At 31.6% G+C, this 19,293-nt stretch carries 16 protein-coding genes and 1 riboswitch; all 16 genes read right to left on the bottom strand.

The features are described 5' to 3' along the window. Positions 1-112: 112 nt before the first annotated feature. The 16 genes from grdD to JMO20_RS04535 all read right to left on the bottom strand — a co-directional run bounded on the left by grdD (position 113) and on the right by JMO20_RS04535 (position 19,291). A complete protein-coding gene (gene grdD, locus JMO20_RS04610) occupies positions 113-1,297 on the bottom strand; it encodes a glycine/sarcosine/betaine reductase complex component C subunit alpha (RefSeq protein ID WP_202708367.1) in 1,185 nt (394 codons plus the stop codon). A gap of 12 nt (positions 1,298-1,309) precedes the next feature. Next, positions 1,310-2,848 (bottom strand): glycine/sarcosine/betaine reductase complex component C subunit beta, encoded by a 1,539-nt coding sequence (gene grdC / locus JMO20_RS04605; RefSeq protein ID WP_202708366.1) that lies wholly within the window; start codon positions 2,846-2,848, stop codon positions 1,310-1,312. A 213-nt stretch (positions 2,849-3,061) separates the two neighbouring features. After that, the gene (gene grdB / locus JMO20_RS04600) at positions 3,062-4,372 is read right to left on the bottom strand and encodes a glycine reductase complex selenoprotein B (protein ID WP_202708365.1); all 1,311 of its coding nucleotides are present in this window, start codon (positions 4,370-4,372) and stop codon (positions 3,062-3,064) included. A 62-nt stretch (positions 4,373-4,434) separates the two neighbouring features. Continuing rightward, on the bottom strand, positions 4,435-4,911 hold the full coding sequence (gene grdA / locus JMO20_RS04595) for a glycine/sarcosine/betaine reductase complex selenoprotein A (RefSeq protein WP_202708364.1): 477 nt from the start codon (positions 4,909-4,911) through the stop codon (positions 4,435-4,437). A 32-nt stretch (positions 4,912-4,943) separates the two neighbouring features. Then, on the bottom strand, positions 4,944-6,230 hold the full coding sequence (locus JMO20_RS04590) for a glycine/sarcosine/betaine reductase component B subunit (protein WP_202708363.1): 1,287 nt from the start codon (positions 6,228-6,230) through the stop codon (positions 4,944-4,946). Positions 6,231-6,399: 169 nt separating this feature from the next. Continuing rightward, positions 6,400-6,717 (bottom strand): thioredoxin TrxA, encoded by a 318-nt coding sequence (gene trxA, locus JMO20_RS04585; protein ID WP_202708362.1) that lies wholly within the window; start codon positions 6,715-6,717, stop codon positions 6,400-6,402. 61 nt (positions 6,718-6,778) lie between these two features. After that, positions 6,779-7,723, bottom strand: a complete 945-nt coding sequence (gene trxB, locus JMO20_RS04580) for a thioredoxin-disulfide reductase (protein ID WP_202708361.1) — start codon at positions 7,721-7,723, stop codon at positions 6,779-6,781. 146 nt (positions 7,724-7,869) lie between these two features. After that, entirely contained in the window at positions 7,870-8,247 is a 378-nt protein-coding gene (locus JMO20_RS04575) for a GrdX family protein (RefSeq protein ID WP_243414629.1), read from the bottom strand. 168 nt (positions 8,248-8,415) lie between these two features. Then, a riboswitch (glycine riboswitch) is annotated at positions 8,416-8,519 on the bottom strand. A gap of 348 nt (positions 8,520-8,867) precedes the next feature. Continuing rightward, the gene (locus tag JMO20_RS04570) at positions 8,868-9,722 is read right to left on the bottom strand and encodes a DegV family protein (protein ID WP_202708359.1); all 855 of its coding nucleotides are present in this window, start codon (positions 9,720-9,722) and stop codon (positions 8,868-8,870) included. Between the two features lie 210 nt (positions 9,723-9,932). Beyond that, the gene (locus JMO20_RS04565) at positions 9,933-11,951 is read right to left on the bottom strand and encodes a M28 family metallopeptidase (RefSeq protein ID WP_202708358.1); all 2,019 of its coding nucleotides are present in this window, start codon (positions 11,949-11,951) and stop codon (positions 9,933-9,935) included. Between the two features lie 175 nt (positions 11,952-12,126). Further along, complete coding sequence (locus JMO20_RS04560; RefSeq protein WP_202708357.1) at positions 12,127-13,731, bottom strand: Na/Pi cotransporter family protein; 1,605 nt, start codon at positions 13,729-13,731, stop codon at positions 12,127-12,129. A gap of 151 nt (positions 13,732-13,882) precedes the next feature. Beyond that, a complete protein-coding gene (gene trmL, locus JMO20_RS04555) occupies positions 13,883-14,353 on the bottom strand; it encodes a tRNA (uridine(34)/cytosine(34)/5-carboxymethylaminomethyluridine(34)-2'-O)-methyltransferase TrmL (RefSeq protein ID WP_202708356.1) in 471 nt (156 codons plus the stop codon). Between the two features lie 25 nt (positions 14,354-14,378). Beyond that, entirely contained in the window at positions 14,379-14,843 is a 465-nt protein-coding gene (locus tag JMO20_RS04550; protein WP_202708355.1) for a chemotaxis protein CheX, read from the bottom strand. Positions 14,844-14,947: 104 nt separating this feature from the next. Continuing rightward, positions 14,948-15,877, bottom strand: a complete 930-nt coding sequence (locus JMO20_RS04545) for a DUF362 domain-containing protein (protein WP_202708354.1) — start codon at positions 15,875-15,877, stop codon at positions 14,948-14,950. Between the two features lie 122 nt (positions 15,878-15,999). Beyond that, positions 16,000-16,824, bottom strand: coding sequence for a Cof-type HAD-IIB family hydrolase (locus JMO20_RS04540; protein WP_202708353.1), 825 nt, complete (start codon positions 16,822-16,824; stop codon positions 16,000-16,002). 193 nt (positions 16,825-17,017) lie between these two features. After that, entirely contained in the window at positions 17,018-19,291 is a 2,274-nt protein-coding gene (locus tag JMO20_RS04535) for a transglutaminase TgpA family protein (protein WP_202708352.1), read from the bottom strand. Between the last annotated feature and the right edge of the window lie 2 nt (positions 19,292-19,293).

Here is a 19,293-nt window from a genome sequence, read left to right as displayed (position 1 = left end):
TTCATATAATGTGAAAACCAAAATGAAAATCATGGTTTTTTTTAATTAACTTATATAAATTTTATGACGAGTAATTGTCTCAAAATTTATTTTAGAACTATTACCTTAAAACTTAACAAGGATCTGATTCTTGAGCTACGTATCCTGCTTTAGCAAGTATTCCAACAGCCTTATCTAATTTTTCTTCATTTACCATTACGATAGGACCTGTACAACCCATTCCACTTTCAGCATAGATTCCATTTTTCCATAAGACCTTAACTGCATCTTCAAGATCCATTATATCTATACCCGAAACTGAACCTGTTACAACTTCTTTTGGTGGTGCAGTTATTTCTTCATCTTCACCTTCAGATTTCTTATTGTCTTTCTTAAGTCCTTTTAGAATATCTTGTAGCTTAGACTTATTTGCCTTTTTAAATTCAGCTTTGCATATTTCATTTACTTTATTCTTGGCAAGTTCCCCAGCATACTCAATAGCATTTGCTACAACTGGTACCCCTGATGCCCTAGAAAGGATTAATATTGTTCTTTCATATCCTTCACCAATTCCTGGTCCATATCCAAAGCCCATAGCTTCATAACTTCCACCTGTTGTATATGAAGAGAATATCTTCATTAAGAGATTTCCTGTTAATGAATCAGTAATCATTACATCTGGAGTTCCTGTTAGTAGGTCATTCCCTCTCATTACTGATCCACCGTCAGCCCTCATTGATTCTGAGAAGTTTATATCATATCCATTTGTTTTAAGTTCTTTTAATGCTCTTTCTACTTGTCTTGCTCCATCAACATTTAAAATTCCTACAGTTGGATTTTCAATGCCCATAGATTTTGCAGTTATTATACCGTATACACCATTTTTGACCATACCTTCCACTCTATGAGGTGATGATGTTCCTGTTGTAGTAGCTATAAACATTTCTTTCCCAACACCTGGAGTAACGACTCTTCCTATTGTTGATACTCCTATGGGGAAGTTATAGTGCATAGTTACAGCACTTTGGATTTCTCCACTGTCTAATAGCTCTTCCATTTTTTTATGTTGCTCTTCTTCAGTATTAGCTTCAACTATTTTTAAGTCAGTATCTACTTTAGGTCCTATTAGAACAACTTCCATTGTACTATTTCTTTTTTGAGCCATCTCTGCACCTTTAACAAGGTTTTCTACACCATGCTCACTTCCTAAAATTGTAATACCTACTCTGACTTTTTCTCCAAACTGACCTGTCTCCAAACCTTCAGCAATATCATTAAATACTTTCCCAATCATTTGTTTTACATTATTATCTGCCATTTTATATCACCTCTAATTTCCTAATAGATGTGACGCAAATTCTTTCATCGCCTCTGCTACTAATCCCTTAACTTCTGCTTCTGACACACCTTTTCCTTCGTCAACTTTTCCACTATTTTTTTCTAATACTATAGATACACCATCAAATAGATTAGTCATACGTCCAAGGAAAAGACTTCCTTTACCAACTATCATAGCTCTACTGATTTCACCCTTTGCCATTGCTTCTCTAGCAAATCCTGCATAAGGAATTCCCGAAGGTATATGTCCTTGAGTTGGCGCCCAACCTGGCATACCATGTTCTTTAACAAAATTAGGTAATTCTTTTCTGTCTAATTCCTTTCTCTTAACTCCAAGAGCAGCTATCATCTTATAGTTAGATGTTGGAACATCTCCTGCTCCTGCTGGCTTAGTTATATCTGGATTTTGCATTTCTACTGAGTATTTATCTATATCTGTAATCTTTAAATCACCTTTATCTAGTGGTGCAGTAATTAAAGCAGTAATTACTGCTTGAGGTGATGAACCAGTACCTACTGTATGACGACCTACTAAATCAGTTCTTAATACTGGGTTAACTCCATCGTTTTTGCTCACTAGTACAGCAAATCCCCCTAAAACATCTTCAAGGACTGGCATTTCTTTTTTAACGTGGTCTTTACCATTCATTCCTAGCTTTGCAGTTGCTCCACCAGCAACAATCACTACATTTTCATATACTCCAGCTTGAACTAATGCAGATGCTTCAATTAAAGCGTGGGTAGGTGCTGCACAGAAACCTCTTGTATCTGAACCAGTGGCATTTACACAACCTGCTACCTCTGCGATAGATTTTGCAAAGTTACCTCCGCCTCTTTGGTTCATATCTCCACATGCTTCCTCTGAACACTCTATTACATAGCCAATATCTTCTGGGTTTATATCATTTTTATTAATAAGGTTTAGCATAGCTAGTACACCAGAAGCCTTTACTACTAGATTCTCAAATATTGTATGTGCATTTAAGTTAATGTCAATTTCATGAGCTCTTTTGACACAACCAACTATTTTATTATTATTATATATTGGCTCAGCGTGAAGCTCATTTATTGCTTTATTTATATCTTCCATCTCGTCGCCTTCTTTAAGTTTAGCAACCATTTCATCAGTAATTAAAGGATGGTTCTCTAGCTTTTCTTTAGCGACTTTTGTGATTTCATTATTAAGCTTTACAAGATCAAATACATCTACTATTTTTAGAAGTCCTATAAATTCATCCTGTGGCATTATCTCACCAAATTTACCAAATCTACCTGCATCATCTATCTTTTTATCATACCAAGGCATCTTATACTCAGATAAATCTCCTGGGGTTATGTTTCCAATATATGTTTGGTTTGGTGGATAACTTACTACTTCTTCAAAACTTCTTAAATGCTCAGGTAATTTTTTTAAATACTCTGACTCTGGATTAACTATTCTCTCAGATGTTTGTGTTGTTCCATTATGAATTATCATGTCTGGCGTATGTACTAATACATATCCAGCTCCCTTTACTACAGAAAATGCCATTATATTCACCTCCGAAAATTTTAAAAAAAGTTAAAGTAGTTTAAATGAACATATCAAAAAAGTCACCGATTTTTACTAAGTATTTCATATATTCATTCAAACATACCCCTAGTTTATGAAAGTTTATTATTACTTTTAAAAGGGTGATGTTGCCATCACCCTCTATGATTTAAAAGTTAGCTAGCTAAAGCTTATAGCATATAGCCACTTTAATTACTTGTCAAAAACAGTTTGAGTATCAACTTCAGTTTCTAAAGCTACTAAAGCTTTCTCAACTAATTTTCTTCTTAAGGTTTTTTCTTCAGCTGCATCTAAGCTTGGGTTTCCAAGTGGATGAGGAATAGCAATAGTTGGAACTATTCTATTTGCACCTACTGTTAATGAGATAGGTACTACTGTACACATATGAACTACAGGAATTCCTGCACGTTCTATTTCTTTTACCATTGTTGCACCGCAACGTGTACAAGTGCCTCAGGTAGATGTTAATATAACTGCATCTACTCCATCTGCAACTAGTTCTTTAGCAAATTCTGCTGCAAATGCTTTTGAGCTTGCAACAGCAGTACCGTTACCAGTTGTAGTATAGAAGTACTTATATAATTCTCCAATCTTACCTTCTTTTTCCATATCTCTTAGTACATCAACAGGAAGTACTCTATCTGAATCATTGTTAGCATATGTTGGGTCGTACCCACCATGAGCTGTTTCATAGGTCTCTTCTGTTAAATCCATAACACCATCAATATCGTACTTACCATACTTTGAAGCACTTGAAGATTCTATATGATCTGGGTTACCCTTTGGTACAATACCTCCAGAAGTAACCAAAGCTATTTTTGCCTTAGAAATATCTTTAACAGCTGGATTTGGATCTACTCTGTCAAAGTCAGGCATTGGGAATTCTGTAGTGAAGTCCTGGCCCGTTAGTTTCTTAACAAGCATGTCAACAGCTCTTGCAGCACCTCTTTTTTCTGCAAAATAGTTCTTTCTTATACCTCTTGAGAAGTATCCTTCTTCATCTGGTGCTCCGATTTCTTCACCTTTAGCTAACTTAATAGCAAATGGAGCCATTGCTTTAACAGCTTTTCTCATACCTGCTGCACTGTTCTTAGTTGATATAATGTATACACTCTTCTTGAACATATCTGCTCCAGGGTTTTCTTCGTACATACCAGTTAAAACAGGGATACCTAATTCATTTTGTACTGCATCAGCTATAGTTCCACAAGCAACACCATATCTCCCGGCATTAAATGCTGGTCCTGCTACGAAAATATCAGGATTGTATTTCTTAACCATTTCGATTACTTCTGCTTGTGCTTCTTCTAAGTTTTCATTAAAGTAAGAGTCTCCACAGATAACAGTTGCTACTATTTCTGCTTCGTCACCGAATCTCTTGTTAAACTCCATACCTGGACCAACTATACCTTCTCTTACTTCTGGCTTGTAGTCAGCTTTTTCTTCTCCACCAATTCCAGCGAAGAACTGATTTATATAGTGAACTACTTTAATTTTACTCATTAGTTTCCCCCCTCTCTAGGTTTTTGGGTTTAGTATTTGTTATTTTAAAGTCATATTCTTCATTAGTCGTTAAATTTACAGAATTCGTCTCTAATATCTGTCATTTCTTCAATGATTTCATCTACATCAAGAACCATTTCCATCATACCAATTTGCTCGTCATAAACTTCAGCATCTACTTCATCCTTGAATTCTGGCTCTACTACGTGGAAAACTCTAAGTCCTAACTGGACTCCTGCTAATGGACCTGCAAACGTAGGGTCTCCTGCTGTAACAGTTTCAGCCGCTAAACCAGCAGCCTCTCCTTCAGCTGCACCTAAAAGAACAACTATGTTCTCAGCGCCATGCTTCTCTGTTAAATCTTTAACCCTTTGTTGATTTTCTAAGTCCATTGCTCCTGCAGCCGTTCAGACAAAACACTCAGTTGATGAGAAAACAACTTCTGCTTCTGTAGACTTTAAACATTCTTCAATAGCTGGACCTGGTATTCCATCTCTATCTCCAATAATGATAACTTTTTTGCCATCATAACGTCCCATTTTCGCACATCCTTTCAGTTTTTTATTTTATATTAATATCCTTTTGCTGTTAGCTTATTAAATCCTAGTTCATTTGTGGCTCCAGTAATAGCTTGAAGCTCAACTACAATTGAACCATCCTCTTTTAAACTACCATCAAAACCACCAGCTATACTATTAACTGGTTGTGTATATCCAATAATCTTATCCATAGGTGGTAACTCAATAACTTCGTTAGCATTACCGCCAGTAACAACTGCGTTTGCTAATGAGTCTGCATCTGCTAATGATTGAGATGCTCCATCTCTACCAGCATACTCATCTGTAACAATTACAGTTTTTATACCTTTTTTCTCAATCTTTACGCAGTTCATAATTAGATCAGTATCTGGGTTACCAAAACCTTCTTGAGATATAACTACTCCATCTACTCCTAGGTATTCAGATAATTTAGCTGCCCAGTTTGATGATCTTTCTTTATCGGCAAGGTAAACATTTTCATTAGTAATTATCATACCTACGAAGTTTACCTCTTTACCATGCTTCTCAAATAAGTCATGGATAATTGGATTATTTAAATGGTGATAAGTTGTGTTTTTATCACAAGCAGAAACACAGTTACCACTTATTATAGCTCCATCCATAATTTCAGTTGGGTTTATTAAAGTAGATAGTGTTTGTTTAGCATCTACTCCATATACATACGTATCATGTAATAACCCTTGACTTTGAAGCATTTGAACATATGCTACCTTTGGAAGGTTAGGATATTTTTCAACGCTCTTTAGAAGAGGTAATGACTCATACTCCTTAACCTCATCTGGTGTTACATCCTTACCAGCTTCTCCTAAATACGCAGCTGACTTTAACCCAGCCATTCTTAAAGCTTTTTCATGCTCATGTTGCTTTAACCCATCCTTTGGTTGACATACTAATACAACATTGTTTAGCTTTGAAAATGGTGTGTACTCAGCACCAGGTCCAGTCATATCTACAATACCTTCCTGGAAACCAACCACTTTACCAGTTGTAACTACTGCTGCGCCCTTTAATACATGAGTCTTTCCTGACCCAACTGTATCTACCTTAGAAAGTACTCCAGGGAATATCCCTCCTGGTCCTTCAACTTTAACTCTAGGCTCGATTACATCCTTTACAGGTGTAATTCTTGTGCTTTCACCAGGCTTTGCTAATTCAACTTCAACACTTTTAATGTTTTCATCTTCACATATTAAGTTAATCAATTCTTCTTTATTAACAAATAAAGTGTTGTTTTCTACTTTTGTCACATCGCCAAATTGAACATCCTTAATTAGAATGTTTCCTAATTCTAAGCGCATAGGTTCACCTCCTCTTGATATTTCCACTTTTGTTAAAATAAAATGTTACATATTATATGCAAAGTATATAAATGCTTGCGCATTTATATACTTAAAGCCATATTTTGTTTATTAGATTAGTAAGCTATTAGCTAAACCTTATTTAAATAGTTACTATAAAAAAGTAAAATTAGATATACTTTTTAATCATTTCTTCAACATTTGCTCTTGTAGCGTCTTCTTTAACTTTTTCATCTACTTTTTCGCCATCTTTATAGATAGCTATAACAGGTAATCCTAATATTTTTTGTTTTATTGCTAATCTTCTTGCTTTTGTAGTATCTAATTTACAGAATTTAAGTTGCTCACCGTATTGACCTTCTAATTCTTCAATATGTGGCATTAATGCTTTACAAGGCTCGCATCCTTCACTCCAGAAATCAACTAGAACATATCCCTCTGCATTTAATACTTCTTCTTCAAAAGTCTTCTTATCTACTGCTAACATTAAAATCCCCTCCACTTTTTATTATTTTTTTAAATTTAATCATTATGCTAACTAATTTTACTTATTCTTCAAAATTATTCTCAATATATTTCTCAGCTTGCACTGCTGCAATAGCTCCATCAGCAGTTGCTGTTACTACCTGTCTTAACGATTTAACTCTACAATCTCCTGCTGCGAATACACCATCAATGTTAGTCTTCATATTATCATCAGTTTTTATATATCCTCTTTCCATATCTACCATTTCTTCAAATAGACTAGTTTGAGGTAAATAACCAACAAATACGAATACACCAAATGTTCCATCTTCTTCATCAGCAACTATTTCAGTTTCTTCTCCTGTTTCTCTGTTTTTTAGAGTCATAGATTCTAATATTCCATCTCCTCTTAACTCTTTGATTTCAGAATTCCATATGAAATCTATTTTGTCATTCTTGAAAGCCTTTTCCTGAATTGATTTAGCAGCCCTTAAGGTATCTCTTCTATGTACTATAGTAACCTTCCTAGCAAATTTAGTAAGGAACATAGCTTCTTCAACTGCTGAGTCTCCTCCACCAATTACATATACTTCTAAATCTTCAAAGAAAGCTCCATCACAAGTTGCACAGTAAGATACTCCTTTACCTGTTAATTTCTTTTCTCCAGGTGCACCAAGTAATCTTGGCTTAGCTCCAGTAGCAATTATAACTGCCTTTGCTTGATATTCTGCTTTCTCTCCTTTGATAACTTTAATCTTGTCTTGAAGATTGATTTCCTTTACTTCATCTAAAACTTTTTCAGCTCCAAATCCTTCTGCCTGTTCTACCATTCTTGCTACAAGACTTGGTCCAGTTGCATCTTCAATTGATCCTGGATAGTTCGCAACTTCCTCAGTTGTAACAATCTGACCACCTGCTTTTTCTTTTTCAAGAATCAAAGTCTTCATGTTAGCTCTAGCAGCATACAATCCAGCTGCTAATCCAGCAGGTCCAGACCCAATTATTACTACGTCATAAATATTTGCCATTAAAATCACCCCTAATTATTATTTTTTATTTTTTAATTGATATTGTATATAGATATATTTTACAAATTCTACAAAAACTCATATTTTTTTCACTGTGTTTTCATTGTAACAATACCCATTAACAACCTATTTTATTCTACAAATCCTTATTTTATGCTACTTAAAGCATTATTAATGATTGATAAATCTATCACTTGAAAATCTTCTTTAATTTCTGAAGTCCACTCAGTAACTTCTTTACCTTTAATGAATTTTTTAGTGGTATCTATACTTTGCTCAATAATCATCAATGAATCCATATCCAATTCACCTTGTTTTTCTTCTATGATTATTGACTTATATGGAGTCTCATAAGGCTTAACACTTCCAGATAGAGGATGAGTTAGAAGTTTACTCCCTTTATGGATTTCATCTCTAACTACTTCTAAAATTTCTAGGTAATCGACTTCATAATATTTAACTGTAATTTTTTCTGATAATTCTTCCTTAACCAAAGGATTATTTGTTATTAGCAATGTTTTCAAAGTATTCACTCCCATTACTCGACCTTTATAACAATAAATATAGTGACAAAAAAAACAGATTAGAAAACACAACTAAAATTAGTATGTGCCTTTCTACTCTGTTCTAAACCTGAGAGATTCCTCTTTTTCAAGAATTGCTCCTTCGGTGCTATAAGCTTTCCAGAGAGCTGTCAAAATACGGTCCTTTTGCCTGAGAGTTTCATCGTAAAACGGCATTTTCTTACGACTTACTCCTTCGGCGCCATAAAAATGGTCTCTTCCGCATTTATCACTCAGCTACTGCAATATTTATTTGTAAAAAAAAGGTTAAAAGATTGTTAATTATTCCACAACCCCTTTCTCACTCATATTATAATATATAAATTTTACTTATACAATACTATTTTATTATTTTTTTCATCTATAATTAATTTTAGCAATTTTCTCCAAATTTCATTGCATTTATTGTCGTTATTATCCCCCATTCAACTCATAATCCCTGCTTTTTAATCCCATTTTTATCCTTATTCTAATATTCTTTTTCCTTCGACACAATTATGCACTCCTAAAATTAATCTTTTTCTAGACTAAACTTACTCTTCTAAACTATACCTCAATAACCCTTTTAGAATAATAAGTCGCTAACTCTTAATACTTTCAAAATAGATTGCCACTGCCCCAGTCCCTGCATGGGTTCCAACCGTTGCTCCTACTTCTCCCATAATAATTTCCTTGGGAGAAAAATGTTTTTGAACCTGTTCATATAACTCAATGGCAAAATCTTTGCAATCAGTATGATTTATTGCTATTGTCTGGTTTGAAAAATCAATATCTTTCTTCTTGATTTCTTTAATAAGCCAATTAATAACTTTTTTTCTACCCCTTACTTTTCCTGTCATTATAAGCTTACCCTTTTCCATGGTAAGAACTGGTTTGATTTTAAGCTTTTCACCAACATAGGCTTTTGTCGCTGATAATCTCCCACCTTTTTTTAAGTTTTCTAGGGTATCAACTACAAATATATACTCTATACTTCTTATCATTTGTTGTACTCTATCAACAATTTTATCCTTACTCTCTCCTCTTTTTGCCATTCTTGCTGCTTCCAATACCATCAGACCTTGTCCTAATGTTATCCCTTTTGAGTCTATTACAGTTACTTTATCTTCGATTTCCCCAATTTCAGCAGCAGTAATAGCAGACTGATATGTACCACTTAGTTCAAATGACATAGTAATAACTATTATATGATCATACTCATTTATATATTTCTTATAAACCTCTAAAAATTCTCCTAGTGTTACTTGAGATGTTGTTGGTAATTTGTCACATTCAGAAAGCTTTTTGTAAAATTCTTCATTGGTTATTTCTATCCCATCCCTATAGCTTCCATCTTCAAAATTAATAGTTAATGGAACTATATCTATATCCAGGTCTTTAGCTATGGATACTGGAATATCTGACACACTGTCTGTTATTATCTTTATCTTATCCATTATTTCCACCCCTATATACAATATTAATATATTGAATATTTTATTATTTCTTATTTAATTATATATTTAATACATATTTTGTACAACTAATGAAATAGAAACAAGGAAGCATTATTATTTGCTTCCTTGAAATAATTTACTTTATATTTATATATGTTTAAATTAATAGTTATGGAATTTATTTTGCTTACTATAAAAAGAATAATCAACCTAATAATTTAGAATTTCACCTATTACATTATTCATGTCACTTTCTCTTATATACTCAATTATTTCATCTTCACTAACATCAAGCCATAGTGGCAAATATGCTTCTCTCTCTTTCCCATCTATTATTCTTATTCTAGAATGCTTTTTTAATATTGCTACATAGTACTGTCTGTTGTTGCTTGCATATTCAGTCTCCACCCTAAGAATCTGTCCTTTTTTCTTGGTACTCACTAAATAATACTGTTGACCGTCTATGTTAATAGTTTTTCTTATAAGGTCATTATTGTTTAATATACTTTCTTTATCAAAGTCTTTTCTCTCAACATTAATATTGAATTCTAATATTTCATTATTATGATCAGAATTTATATATTCTAAGACAAGAAATCCTATATTATCTTTTGATAATTTTTCAAATTCATACACTTCATTTACTTTCATTTTTTCAATATTAGTTTTTTCGTCGATAAGTTTCTCACTATTATCAACAAAAACAGTAGATTTATAAAATGAGTGGCCATCTATATTTCTTAGAATGTTCATATTAGTAAAATATTTTTTCATTTCATCTACATTGTCAAATTCTGCTATACCATTGGTAATCAATTGTTTATCTCCGTTTATTTCTATTAACTTATATTGATTAAGTTTTAACTCTTGTTTTTCTTTTTCAATAATATCGTAAACTTCTTCATGATTATCTTCGACTGAATTTTTTCTATCCTTTGCTTGTTCATTGTAAAGGTTATATAAATTTTCAAAGATATCTTTTTCATTTTCTATAATATAGTTTGAAATTCTTTTACTAATATCCAATATGCTCTCATAGTCTAATTTTTCGCTGGTATCTTTATCAGTATGTATTACATCTAAATCTCGTTGTATTACACTAATCGCTATCATATTATCACTATCAAATGATGCATGGTCACTCATTCCATAGGATATATCACAATCATAACCTACATTATTAAAATAAGTTATTAACTCCCCTTGCAATATACCTGAAATATCTGTATCAGAACTTATATCTATTTGCTTTGCATTTTTTCCTCCTATACAATCAATATTAATATTTAATATCTTTTCATATTTATTTTTTATTTTATTAACAAAGCTTTTACTCCCTTGTAATCCTGATTCCTCTCCATTAAATGCACAAATAATAATATCATTACTAAAAGAGTTATCATTTGAGTATTCCTTCAGTTGTTTTGCAATAGACAAAAGTGATGAAACACCTGAACTATTATCTAATGCTCCATTAAAGACCTTATCATCAATAGCACCAACATGGTCAAAATGTGCTGATAATACTATGGCATTTTTGCCATCATTCCCCTTAATTAGACCCACTAGATTATTATCTATAATTTCTTCTTTATCTAATTTAAATTCTACTGTTATGCTCCCTTGCTCTTCCTTTAATAAGTCATATAATTCTTCACTAATTTGTATTACTTTTTGTTCTCTATTATTTATTAGATTATTAATAAGATATTTTTTGAAATTTTCTTTTTTGGATAAAATTAATTTTGCTTTATTAAAAACCTTTTGAAAATCTTTTTGGTTATCAATTACAATTGCGGAATTTTCAATATTTTTATCATCAATATTAAACGTAATTGGATATGTGGTATTTATATCTCCATCAACCATTTGAGGAAGAAAATCTTTCCCATAAATTCCTTTTTTTATAACTCTATTATTATCTTTGAAAGTAATATTGTACTTTTGACTATCAGGATTATAAAATTCATGGGTGTATTCTTGCCTAAAACTATTATTTTCGAATTTATCCAAGCCTAAATAATCAAAATATTGTTCAATATATTCCATTGCCATTTCATTACCTTTAGTACCTGTTAATCTCCCCTCTAGTTCATTTGATGCCAAATATTCACATGTTTCTTCAATAGAGTAATCATTATTATTCCTAACAGTCTCCTCTGTACAGCTTATTAAGAATAATAGACTTATAAGTATGCTGATTAATCGTACCATTCCTATTTTTCTCATTCTTACCCCCCCAAATAGTTTTTTATCTTTACTAATATATTTTATATGATATTTTTTTTACTTTCAAGTATTTACATTTTTGGTTATTTATTGCTCAAAAAAAAAGCAATAATATCAATTTATTGATATTATTGCTTCCTACTCATATATAAAATATAGAAATTCTTACTTTAGATTACTCTACTGCCTCTATAATTGAAATAGCAATGTTTGATGAATGGTCAGCTACCCTTTCAAGATTGCTAATAGTATCAAGAAAAACTATGCCTGAACTTGGATGACATTGAGATTCATTTAATCTCTTTATGTGATTTGCTCTATATTGCTTTTCTAATAAATCAATATCTTTTTCGTAAGCAATAACTCTTTTTGCAGTTTCAGCATTTGCTGTTTTAAATGCCCATAAAGATTCTTTAAATGATTCCCTAACTTTATCAAACATTAACTGTAATTCTTCTAAAGCTTGATCAGTAAAGTATAGCTTATTGTCAATCCTATATTGTGCTAATTCTGCTATGTTATCAGCATGATCTCCAATTCGCTCAAGGTCATTAATTGTATGGAATAATGTTGATACAGTGATACTTTCTTCATCACTTAAAGATTCTTTAGATAGTTTTATCAAGTACTGTGTAATGTCTTTCTCTAATTCATTAATTACTTTCTCTTCAGCAAATACTCTATGAGTTAGTTTTTCATCCTTTTTCATAAATCCTTCAATAGAAGTTTTTAGGTTTTCTTGAACTAGTCTACCCATTCTTAAAACTTCCTTAGAAGCTTGCCCAACTGCTATTGATGGAGTTTCCATTATCCTATCATCTAAATATTTAAGTCCTGTTGTCTCTTCAACTTCTCCAGGTACTAATTTTTTAACAGCTAACACGATAAATCCTGCAAATGGTAATTGTATCAAAACATTAAATATATTAAATATTGTATGTGCATTTGCAATTTGTCTTTCTATTTTTCCAGGACTTAATTGTATTATAAGTGACTTCATAGGAGTCAAGTAAATTAAAATCATAAATATTGTTGTACCAATAAGATTAAATAATAAGTGCATTACTGCTGCTCTTTTAGCAGTCTTATTAGCTCCTATACTAGATAAAAGTGCTGTTACACATGTACCTATGTTTTGACCAAATAAAATTGGAAAGGCTATGTCTAAATTAATGAGTCCAGATGCAGTAACTGCTAGTAAAAGTCCCATAGAAGCACTACTACTTTGAACTGCTACTGTAATAACAAATCCTACTAAGATACCAAGTAAGGGGTTATCAAGGCTTGTAATTAAGTTTTCAAACATTTGAGAATCACTTAAAGGCTTTAACTGGTCACTCATAAGAGACATTCCTAAAAACAGTATACCGAAACCAATTAATACCTCAGCAATTTCCTTATGTCTTTTCTTTGATGTAAAAAGCCAAATGGCAACACCTATAGCAATAACCATTGGAGCTATATCCGTTAACTTAAAGGCTATAAGTTGGGCAGTTATAGTGGTACCGATATTGGCTCCCATTATAACTCCAATGGCCTGAGTTAAGTTCATTATTCCTGCATTTACAAATCCAACAACCATAACTGTTGTGGCACTACTGCTTTGAACTAACATGGTGACAATAGCACCTACGAAGACTCCCATAACTCTGTTCTTAGTTAAAATCCCAATAAGGCTTTTTAGTCTGTCACCTGCTACTTTTTGGAGACCAGCTCCCATTAAATTCATTCCGTACAGGAATAGACCTAATCCTCCTAAAACTCCAAAGGCTATTTCCATTATAAATCCTCCTCATATCTTTTTATCTTTCTGCTATACCAGCTCGTCCATTTATTATGTTACAACATTACCTTTATGTTTGTGTTAAATCTATGTTAAATATGTTAAGATATCATTTTTTTCATTAAGTTTATGTTAATTTTAGGTAAAACTACACAAGGTTGGTAAATCCAATTTGCCTTAATGCTTCGTAAGCTATTATCGCAACAGCATTTGATAAATTCAATGATCTAGCATCCTTATTTTGAATCATTGGAATTCTCATTGCTGTTTCTTTGTTGGCATTAAGTAGCTCTTCAGGTAATCCAGCTGTTTCCTTTCCAAAGACAAGGAAACAATCATCTTCAAATTTCATATCCGTATATGTATTTCTGGCCTTTGTCGTTGAATAAAAGAATTTGCTATTAGGATACTTTGAAACTAATTCCTCGAAGGAATCATAATAACTAATATCAAGTAAATCCCAATAATCTAATCCTGCTCGCTTTAAATACTTACTATTTACAGAGAATCCCAAAGGTTTAACTAAATGTAATGAAGAACCAGTTGCTGCACAGGTTCTTGCTATATTTCCAGTATTCTGTGGGATTTCAGGTTCTACAAGAACAATATTAATTCCCAAAATATCACCTCTTTTTAAATTATACTTATTTTTCCTTAACAGAAATATTAATTTCTATAATATCTTCCTCACTCTTAAAGGGTATGCACAGCACTTGATCTTCGACTGTTTTCATTTTGATTTCTCTACCTGAAATAATACTAGGTGGAGTGATATCAATTGTTAATCCTAAATCATATAAGTTAGTAGCTGCACTACCCATTATCATATTACCCATTTCGCATATGGCGCTTTTTGCAATATCATCTAGGGTTGCTATAGGCATACCACCCATCATATTAGAAGCAATTTTTTTCCCAACTTCTGACGGAATATCTATAATAACCTGTCCCTTCAACGATCCAGTTAACCCTACTACTATTCCAATATTATTCTTTAATTCTACTTCTCTTTTTTCATAAGCATCTTCTACTTCCATCTGAATATTTCCTACTTGAGCAAAAATATCTTTACTGGATTTTGAAAATGGACCTACTAGTTCAAAATTCATCCGCAACACCCTTTCTTCATTCTTTAAGTAACATAAGCAACACCTCAAACAGTATACCATATTAATATTATCATTTTAATAATTCTTTTAAAAAAATCAGTAAATTATTGATTTCCATGAAATCCTTTTATCCCTTTACTATCTAATACAACTTTTTGATTATATGCTTTTATACTAAATATCTCTTCTGCTTCTTTTAATGAAATTCCCTTAAATCTCACATTTTCTAGCTTTCCTTCACCTAATCCTCTTTTATAAGATTCATATATATAATGAACAGCTTGAGGTAAAAACCCTAACAACCTTGCTCCAGTAGTATCACATGCCACTGGATCAGTTCCCGCTATTATTAATCCAGGAGTATCTACAGCCTTACCTGATGATGGTCCTGTACCAACCATTGTTTTATCTGCACTTATGATTGTTAAATCAATTGGTATCTTTTCCATCATTGCTACAATAAAATTATGTAAATCCTCATGAATTCCAAGGTCCTTTTTAGGAAACCCATGGATTTCAGCAGGCGGCCATCCTAAAGCTATATTCTTCATACCCGCGCTTATTGTCGCTTCTTCATGTACTTTTAACTGTGTAAAAGATATAAGAACATCCATTTCATCAAACAATTTATTTATCTTAGTTTTAGATGGAACCTCATGATTTAATTCTATTTCAATATATGGACCATAGTTCAAATCCACAAACTTAAGGTTATGCTTTTCAATAACTTTATCATATCCTACATAATTCATAACCTTATCAGTAGGATCGCCTCCTGAGCCAGTAGCAATGATAATTTCTAAGGGATTATAGTTCTTAACAATTTGAATTAATGTATCTAATGTATTTGGCCCTACAACTGTGGCGGTTTCCGGAAGCTTAGCTTTAACCCAATTAGGAGTTATAACTACTCTATCTCCTTCTTTTATAATTTTGTCCAATGGAAGATTGTGTAAACACTCCATTAATGACTTTTCTTCACTTTCATTTTTAGAGATTGATACAATAGGTTCTTTCACTTTTCTTTCTCTCATAGAAATCATCCTTTCTAGAATAATTGATACTACTAAATATCTATATTCTATTATTGTTTATCCCTATTTCTTTTATACAGGATAACTCCTATGTCTTAATGATTCATTACTAATATAATCCACTAAGTAAGTATCAGTTTTTCTAAAGCATTTGCAACTCCATTATTGTCATTTGTGTCAGTTATTATATCTGCTATTTTTTTTGCTTTTTCTTCTCCATTACCCATGGCAACAGATTTTCCCGCAAAATCAAACATAGGAATATCATTGAAGTTATCTCCTATGGCTATAACTTCACTTTTATCAACACCTAATTTTCTTGTTAATATTTTCAATGCTTCTCCCTTTGAAACTCCTTTATTCATAATATCAAAGCTTTGGGTCATAGAGCTAACAATCTCTATATGTTTGTTTTCCCTTAGCTGATTAACTACAGTATTTAGTTTATTGTCATCTTTATCCATAACAACTATCTTATACACTTTTGGTTTTCTTTCATCAATGAATTCAATTGCATCTTCAATAACTTCAATATTTATCCTATCTCCTGCCTTTTGATCCTCATTCCATCTGTAATATTTAAGAGAATTATAATTTAACTCCTTAGTATAGAAGTTCTCATTATCATAAAAATGATAATACATATTATTTTCCTCAAGAACCTTTACAACCTTTTTGTAATCAATTAATTCTAAGGCGCTTTCATATAGAACATTATTCCTATGGTATTCACAAACATAAGCCCCATTACATGCAATTATTGGAGTAATTAGACCAAGAAGCTTAGCATAATATCTTGCAGAAGCAAATAAACGACCAGTACAGATAACAACTTGAATACCTTTTTCATTTACGGCCTTCAATACATTTTTATTTTTATCACTTATTTGATTATTGCTATCAAGTAAAGTTCCATCCATATCTATGGCAACAAGCTTATAGTTCATTTTATCACCTACCTTTACAGTTTTGTCTCAATACTATAATACCCACTTAAATCCCTTATATCAATAGATTATTCAATCATTCAATACAAAAGTCATTGTCGTAATCTAACAACAATAAAGCTGAAGCATAGGTTTATACATGCTTCAGCTTTATTATTACTAATACTTTTATATTTTCTCTTAAGGAATTTCATCACTTGTATATCTCCATTAGAAAGTATTTGTATAAGAAGAATTTAATACGGCCCAGATTATTTTTTATCTTGTTTTCCGTCTTATAGTAATATCCTATTACTTGATTTACTTCATTCTTTAAAATCTCCTCTTCACTGTATCTAGCTTTATTAAAAATATCTGTTACTTCATTAAATTTATAATCCACTTCCCAAACGTCTAGCTTTAATCTACTACTATACTCAATTGTTGTCTCATACTCATTTTTCCCTTTATCCACCTTATCTAAAAGATTCACAATATACTTATAATAATCTAATATCTTATCTCTGTCTTCTTTATTATTAACTCTTCTAAATAGCTTTTTGATTTTAAAAATATTAATTAAAGTTTTAAGAAGAACTAATGCTAATACTGTTATTATTATATACATAATTATTTTAAATAATATTATGCCTTTTGATTCTTCCTCTTGTTGTAATAGTTCTCCTTCGATAAGTAATTCTTCTTCCATAGCAGGTTCCATCATATCTTGTAAGTTCCTATCAATTGCATCCAAATCAGTATCAATTTCTCCATCAATTGCTTCCTCTTCATTTTCTATTTCCTTTTCTTCATATGATACATTGGAATATCTAGGTGTAGCTTCAAATATCATCCATCCATTGCCTTCAATATATACTTCTGCCCAAGCATGGGCATTGCTACTATAGACTAGATATTGTCCATCCTCATTTACATTTTCATTTGATGCTTTAAACCCTTCCACATATCTAGCAGGAATACCAGCTGAACGAGCAAGAACAACCATAGAGGATGCAAAATAGGTACAATATCCCCTTTTTAAATCATTTAGAAAATAATCTACAAAATCTTTATTATAGGGTGTCTCAGGTGGTTGTAAAGTGTACTCAAAATTATTTCTAAGATAGGTCTTTATTGCTACAGCTTTCACATAATCATTAGTTAATCCTCTAGTTAATTTATAAGCTATATCATCAACACTAGAAGGGATAGATGTTGGTAACTGCAAATATTTCTCAAAATCTTTCTTTGGAATATACATGGAATAATCTAAAGATTTTGGATAAATATATGGTTTTACTGATGTCACAGTATATGATTTGTCTTTCAATACTAACTGATCAGTAAAAGCTTCATTCTCCTTTGTTAAATAATAATAACTACTAGCTAAATTAAAGGTTTTTGGAATATAAGCATTGAATAATGAAGATGTTACAATATTCTTATGTGTAATTGTATATCTAATCTCTTTACCTAAAATATTCTTATCATAGGAACTATTTGCTATACCTTTTAACTCTTGTTTATATGAGCTGTCACTTGATTTCCAATAAGAGCCGGTATAAAAATCTTTAACTCTTCCTTTTAAATATAACGGCTCGTCACTCTTTACAGTCATTATTAATATGTCCTTTTGATTAACAGGACCCCCAAGTCTTTTATATTCTCCTTGGAAATCAGTTAGTGTTAAATCAAATTTCATTTTATTTCCATAACTAAATGATGTTTTTCTAGAGTTCCTCCAATTTGCAAAATGATCAAATCTTCCCTGAAGCTTATCATCTAGCCATCTCCATGTTATTGGACTGAAGTTTTTAGGTATTGCTGCAGCTATAAATACAATTAGAATACAAACTATTGTAGAATATATTATCCAGTTTCTAATAATATTTGTTTTTATTATCTTTCCGTCTTCTTCCCAATGCTTTTCTTTACTAATATATATATTAAAAGCCAATAGCATCAGTACGAATCCTATATAGAATATTCCATAGACTATAGCTATGTCAGAAAATTGAAACCATCTAACTACAAATATGAGTGTCCCTAGAAAAAGTAATATATAAACTCCTTTTTGTTTATAGGTTAGAGCACTTGTAAATAGTGATAATATAAAAATAGCTACACTCAACAGGATATTAAAAAATAATTTGTGCAAGAATGTTAGCCCTGCAATAAACCTATAGGACCAAGTAACAAAGTCATCGAATTTCTCTAATAACTCTAAATATAGCTCATACTGATAAAAATTCATATATGCTAATACAATTAATGCAATTACAAAAATAATAATTAAAATCAGAGGCTTTCTAAATACTACTCTCCAAAAGCTTATTGATAATATTGATACGCAAATAATTATTAATATTAAATTGAAATCCACTTCTAAATCTAAAGCGTTTATAAAAAGCATAATAAAAAAATAGTTTACTAGTACATTAATTAATCCTCTATAAGAAATTTTTAAAAACCAATTTTTAGCTTTCATCT

The organism is Sporosalibacterium faouarense (genome assembly GCF_016765695.1).
GTDB classification, from domain to species: Bacteria; Bacillota; Clostridia; order Tissierellales; family VENL01; genus Sporosalibacterium; species Sporosalibacterium faouarense.
The sequence above is the reverse complement of the archived record's forward strand: the minus strand, read 5'-3'. Positions and strand labels throughout refer to the sequence as shown.

Coding starts and splice junctions, on each gene's coding strand:
- trxB (WP_202708361.1), bottom strand. CDS start 7,723: ATGGCAAATATTTATGACGTAGTAATAATTGGGTCTGGACCTGCTGGA.
- JMO20_RS04550 (WP_202708355.1), bottom strand. CDS start 14,843: ATGAATTTTGAACTAGTAGGTCCATTTTCAAAATCCAGTAAAGATATT.
- JMO20_RS04570 (WP_202708359.1), bottom strand. CDS start 9,722: ATGGATAAGATAAAGATAATAACAGACAGTGTGTCAGATATTCCAGTA.
- grdC (WP_202708366.1), bottom strand. CDS start 2,848: ATGGCATTTTCTGTAGTAAAGGGAGCTGGATATGTATTAGTACATACG.
- JMO20_RS04590 (WP_202708363.1), bottom strand. CDS start 6,230: ATGCGCTTAGAATTAGGAAACATTCTAATTAAGGATGTTCAATTTGGC.
- grdD (WP_202708367.1), bottom strand. CDS start 1,297: ATGGCAGATAATAATGTAAAACAAATGATTGGGAAAGTATTTAATGAT.
- JMO20_RS04540 (WP_202708353.1), bottom strand. CDS start 16,824: ATGAACTATAAGCTTGTTGCCATAGATATGGATGGAACTTTACTTGAT.
- JMO20_RS04560 (WP_202708357.1), bottom strand. CDS start 13,731: ATGGAAATAGCCTTTGGAGTTTTAGGAGGATTAGGTCTATTCCTGTAC.
- JMO20_RS04565 (WP_202708358.1), bottom strand. CDS start 11,951: ATGAGAAAAATAGGAATGGTACGATTAATCAGCATACTTATAAGTCTA.
- trxA (WP_202708362.1), bottom strand. CDS start 6,717: ATGTTAGCAGTAGATAAGAAGACTTTTGAAGAAGAAGTATTAAATGCA.
- JMO20_RS04545 (WP_202708354.1), bottom strand. CDS start 15,877: ATGAGAGAAAGAAAAGTGAAAGAACCTATTGTATCAATCTCTAAAAAT.
- JMO20_RS04535 (WP_202708352.1), bottom strand. CDS start 19,291: ATGAAAGCTAAAAATTGGTTTTTAAAAATTTCTTATAGAGGATTAATT.